This is a genomic window from Paraburkholderia sp., from assembly GCF_036488505.1.
In the GTDB taxonomy this organism is placed as follows: domain Bacteria; phylum Pseudomonadota; class Gammaproteobacteria; order Burkholderiales; family Burkholderiaceae; genus Paraburkholderia.
In genome coordinates, this window is the sequence record NZ_DASXHN010000017.1 from 1 (window position 1) to 4480 (window position 4480).

At 63.8% G+C, this 4480-nt stretch carries 5 protein-coding genes; 3 read left to right on the forward strand and 2 right to left on the reverse strand.

Translation table 11 applies throughout. From position 1 onward, the window contains the following. Window positions 1–552: 552 nt before the first annotated feature. Window positions 553–930, forward strand: a complete 378-nt coding sequence (locus VGH68_RS01225) for a BON domain-containing protein (protein ID WP_331601684.1) — start codon at window positions 553–555, stop codon at window positions 928–930. 153 nt (window positions 931–1083) lie between these two features. Here the strand turns inward: VGH68_RS01225 and VGH68_RS01230 are convergent, their stop codons facing one another. Further along, window positions 1084–1653 (reverse strand): XRE family transcriptional regulator, encoded by a 570-nt coding sequence (locus VGH68_RS01230; protein ID WP_331601685.1) that lies wholly within the window; start codon window positions 1651–1653, stop codon window positions 1084–1086. Window positions 1654–1894: 241 nt separating this feature from the next. On the opposite strand from VGH68_RS01230, the gene VGH68_RS01235 reads away from it, so the two are divergent. Together VGH68_RS01235 and VGH68_RS01240 are read left to right on the forward strand one after the other, a co-directional pair. After that, window positions 1895–3289 carry an LLM class flavin-dependent oxidoreductase gene (locus VGH68_RS01235; RefSeq protein ID WP_331601686.1) on the forward strand — a complete coding sequence of 465 codons (1395 nt, stop codon included), beginning with the start codon at window positions 1895–1897 and terminating at the stop codon, window positions 3287–3289. 87 nt (window positions 3290–3376) lie between these two features. Then, the gene (locus tag VGH68_RS01240) at window positions 3377–3937 is read left to right on the forward strand and encodes a flavin reductase (protein ID WP_331601687.1); all 561 of its coding nucleotides are present in this window, start codon (window positions 3377–3379) and stop codon (window positions 3935–3937) included. Window positions 3938–4125: 188 nt separating this feature from the next. Here the strand turns inward: VGH68_RS01240 and VGH68_RS01245 are convergent. Further along, window positions 4126–4480: DUF1501 domain-containing protein (locus VGH68_RS01245; protein WP_331601688.1), on the reverse strand; the 355-nt coding region annotated here is incomplete at its 5' end.

Sequence of the window (4480 nt, forward strand, 5' to 3'; positions counted from 1 at the left end):
AACAAATCAGTTAAAAACTGAAAAGTTACGTCGCTTGCATTTTTTGAGATGGGCCACGTGATAAGCGAAAAGAATCCCGCTTGCGGGAGGGACACATCTGCACACAGCGCGCGCGTTCGGCGACGTCGAGGTCCTCATTGCCGTGACACCATTGGTGACATTTGCTGGAACATTTCAATTCGCCGATAAAAACCGCAGCGACGCCGTTTGCCAAAAAATCCCTAAAATCCGGTTAATAAGGTTCTACAAAAAAGCACCCGTCTCTCGTTTTGCGCGGCACCAAACTGGCTGCCGCGATACGGCTGCGCGTCGAACAATCCGACGAGAAACGGCTCGGCAGCGAGCCGGGATGCGCATTGATACGATGTCTGTTCGCATCACATTTTTCAGCATCGGCTCGCAGGCTGACCTATTGTTTAAACGCGCCGGAAACGCTATAGCGGCACTCTTCTATAAGACAGGCGTTTTCCAAAGAGTCCGGACCTGCTCGCCAAAGCGCACCATTTTTGACATGCAACGAATCGACATCAACTTATCGAGGATGGTGAAAACGTGAAAACAGTCAATCTCTTGAAGGCGCTCGGTGTTGCGGTATGCGTGGCAAGCGCCTCTGGCGCCTACGCGCAGGCTAGCGACGCGATGGCGCCCGCCAACACGGCGGCGGCCCCTGCCGCGAACAGCAAGTCCATGCATCAGGCGGATCGCAAGCTCGGCCACGATGTCCGGCGCGCGCTCGCGCGAGCGCAGGGCTTCAACGTATCCAACGTATTCGTGCGGGCGCGCGGCGGCGCAGTGACGCTGAGCGGTTCTGTGCCTCAGGGCGACATGATCCAGCAGGCCGCGGATGTCGCGAAAGGCGTGCCAGGCGTGACTTCGGTGAACAATCGGATCACGATCGGCGTGCGCTCTGGCGGGGGTGGTGGAAGTTGAGAGCCAGTCAACGGCTGGGTTATTCGCACTTTGCGCAGTTCGAGCACTTCGATTACTGCGCGCGGGAATCCAGTGCGAGTTCCATTTGACTGAAACCGGAAGCGCCGCGCAACACCAGTGCGCGGCGCTTCCGCTGATCTCTGGCGGCAGCGCTCAGCGCCGCACCAGCCCCACGACATAGCGACACACGTCGTCGCCGGCATTGAAGAACTCGCATTCGACCGGCGCGCCAAGCTGCAGGCAATCGCCCGCTTCGAGCTGGTATGTCTGCGCCCCCTCGCGGAAAGTCAGCACCCCTTGTGTGACCCAGATCTGCTGATGCTGAAACGCGAATGCATCCGATGGATAGGGCACCTTCACGCCGGCCGGCAGTTCAATCTCGAGTAGTTCGAGCACGCCGCCGGTCGGCGGTGACACGCGCCGCCGCGTATAGCCAGTTTCGGGATCGTGCCACAGCGCCTGATCAGCGCGGCGCACCAGCCGTTCGCCGGTCTGCTCGGCAAGCGCGAGCAGCGTCGATAGCGTCAGTCCGAATGCCCCCGATAGCCGTCCGAGCACGGTTGCGGTCGGGCTCGCCTCGCCGCGCTCGATCTTGCTGATCATCGCCTTGGACACGCCAGAACGTTCCGCCAGCTCGCTCAGCGACCAGTTGCGCGCCTCGCGTTCGGCCTTCACGCGCGCGGAAATCGCCTGGCTCAGATCGACGGCGGAGGATTCGGACATGGTGGAGGTCGTCTGGGCGAAAGTGGGTACCGCGAAATTATATCGATGCCCCACGGCGGCCGGCACGGGGGTCACAACGCCGATGCCCACCGTCCAACAATGTCTTGCATAGTAATTTTACGTCTACTATATTGAACGACATTCGACGCGGCGGGCTCGTGAATCCGGGTTATTCATCGAGGATCCGTGAATCCATGCGTCGCTCGAATGCCCTTCTCGCCCCTATCAGCCGGAATCCGCCATGCCGAAGGAAATCGTTCTCAACGCGTTCGACATGAACTGCGTAGGCCACATCCAGCAAGGGCTATGGACGCATCCGCGCGACCAGTCCACGCGCTACACCGATCTGCAGTATTGGACCGACTACGCGCGCAAGCTCGAGGCGGGCCTGTTCGACGGCATCTTTTTCGCCGACGTGGCGGGCGTCTACGACGTCTATGGCGGCAACCCCGATGCGGCAATCCGCGGCGCGGTGCAGGTGCCGGTCAACGACCCGACGCTGCTGATTCCGGCGATGGCCGCCGTGACTCGTCATCTGTCGTTCGGCGTCACGTCGAACTTGTCGGTCGAGCAGCCGTATCTGTTCGCGCGGCGCATGTCGACGCTCGATCATCTGACGCGCGGCCGGGTCGGCTGGAACATCGTGACCGGCTATCTGGACAGCGCGTCGCGCGCGATCGGCCTGACCGGCCAGATGGCGCACGACGACCGCTACGATCTCGCCGACGAATATATGGAGCTGGTCTACAAGCTGTGGGAATGCAGCTGGGAAGACGGCGCGGTGCTGCGCGACAGCGCGCGCGGTGTTTATGCGGATGCGTCGAAGGTCCACGTGATCCATCACCACGGCAAGCAGTACCGCGTCGACGCGATGCATCTCGCGGAGCCGTCGCCGCAGCGCACGCCGGTGTTGTATCAGGCGGGCTCGTCGGCGCGCGGCAAGCAGTTCGCGGCGGCACACGCGGAGTGCGTGTTCGTCAATGGCCAGGCAAAGCCCGCGGTCAAGGCGATCGTCGACGATATCCGCGCGCACGCGGTTGCCGGTGGCCGGCGCGCGGACGACATCAAGGTGCTGCTCGGCCAGACCATCATCACCGGCCGAACCGATCGGGAAGCCGTGGAGAAGTACGACGAGTATCGCCGCTACGTGAGCTCGGAGGCGGCGCTCGTGCATGCGGCGGCGTCGCTCGGTATCGACTTCGCGCGCTACGACCTCGACGAGCCGATCGAAACCGGCAAGAGCCAGGCGATCGTGTCGAACGTCGAAGCAATGACGCGCGCGGCCGGCCCGCAATGGACCAAACGCAAGCTGCTCGAACAGATGGTGCTGGGCAGCCGCCAGCAACCGCTCGTCGGTTCGGCCGAAAAGATCGCGAACGAATTGGTTGCGTGGACCGGGGAAACCGGTGTCGACGGCTTCAATCTGTCGCGCACCGTCGTGCCCGAGTGCTTCGATGACTTCATCGAGCTGGTGGTGCCGCTTTTGCAGGAGCGCGGCGCGTACAAGCGCGCGTATCGCGACGGCACGTTGCGGGAAAAGCTGTTCGGCCATGCGCGTCTGCCCGACAGCCACACGGCGGCGCGCTTTCGTTCGCCCGCTTGCGCGGCGGCACCGGCAGGCGGCGTGCAACGCTGATCGACGCGGGCGCTTAGTAAGCACGTTTGATTGCATGCGGTCCGCACGCTCATGCGGCCGCACGCGGATTTTTCAGCAGAGGCACCCATGCTTGACAAGAGCGCGTACCGCGATGCGATGGCCGGCCTTGGCGCGGCCGTCAACATCATCACCAGCGATGGCGAAGCCGGCCTCGCGGGCTGCACCGCATCCGCGGTCTGCGGCGTGAGCGACGAACCGCCGACGTTGCTCGTGTGCATCAATCGCAGCAGCCGCAACAACGCGGCATTCCGCGCGAACGGCAAGCTGTGCGTGAATGTACTGAGCGCGGAGCAACAGGCGCTCGCCGCGCACTTCTCGACCAGCGCGATCGCGCTCGACGAGCGCTTCGCCGCCGCGCAATGGGACTATCTGCAGACGGGCGCGCCGGTGTTGCGGGGCGCGCTCGCATCGCTCGACTGCGAGATCGAATCGATTACCGAAGTCGGCACGCACACGGTGTTCTTCTGCGCGGTCAAAGCGGCCCGCACGCGCGGCGCGGGCGACGCGCTGATCTACTACGGTCGCCGTTATCACTGTGTCGGCGAGCGCTCGGTTCACGCGACGCATAAAACAGCGTCGAGTCAATGCGACGCGCCGGCCCCGGTACGCCAGGTCCGCACCGCTTGAGAGCGGTGGACGTCGTTGCGCTGTCCGCAGTCTGTTTCACCCACTTTCACCCTCCCCGCTAACGGCCGCGATCTGCCCGGATGGAGCAGTCTCGCGGGCTTCGCCAGTTCCCGATCGAGCGTGATACGCTCGCGCGTCGCGCGATCGTCATTCGACGTTGCATTGGACGCATCAATCCGATCGGCGCATCACGCCCGCACGACGCCCGTCATCGGTTTGTCCGCCACGGTGCGGCCAAATAGCGCGCTCGCGGTGCGCTCGGGATCGAGCCCGAGGCTTTCACTCGCGGTACCGGCGATCAGCGCGTCCAGCGAAGCGGTCGGCCTCAGGTCGCGCGCCTGATAGAGCTGATGCGGCGCGAGGCCCGGCCAATCCGCGATTACGCGTCCGCCCCGCACTGATCCGCCGAGTACCATCGCGACCGAGCCGGTGCCGTGATCGGTGCCGCCTGTGCCGTTCGCGGCCGCGGTCCGGCCGAACTCCGTCGCGACCAGCACCGTGGTGTTGCTCCACGACGCTCCCATGCCGTCTTTGAACGCGGCG

Excerpts from the sequence above, each read along its gene's own strand:
- VGH68_RS01235 (WP_331601686.1), top strand. The coding sequence starts at position 1,895 with ATGCCGAAGGAAATCGTTCTCAACGCGTTCGACATGAACTGCGTAGGC.
- VGH68_RS01230 (WP_331601685.1), bottom strand. The coding sequence starts at position 1,653 with ATGTCCGAATCCTCCGCCGTCGATCTGAGCCAGGCGATTTCCGCGCGC.
- VGH68_RS01240 (WP_331601687.1), top strand. The coding sequence starts at position 3,377 with ATGCTTGACAAGAGCGCGTACCGCGATGCGATGGCCGGCCTTGGCGCG.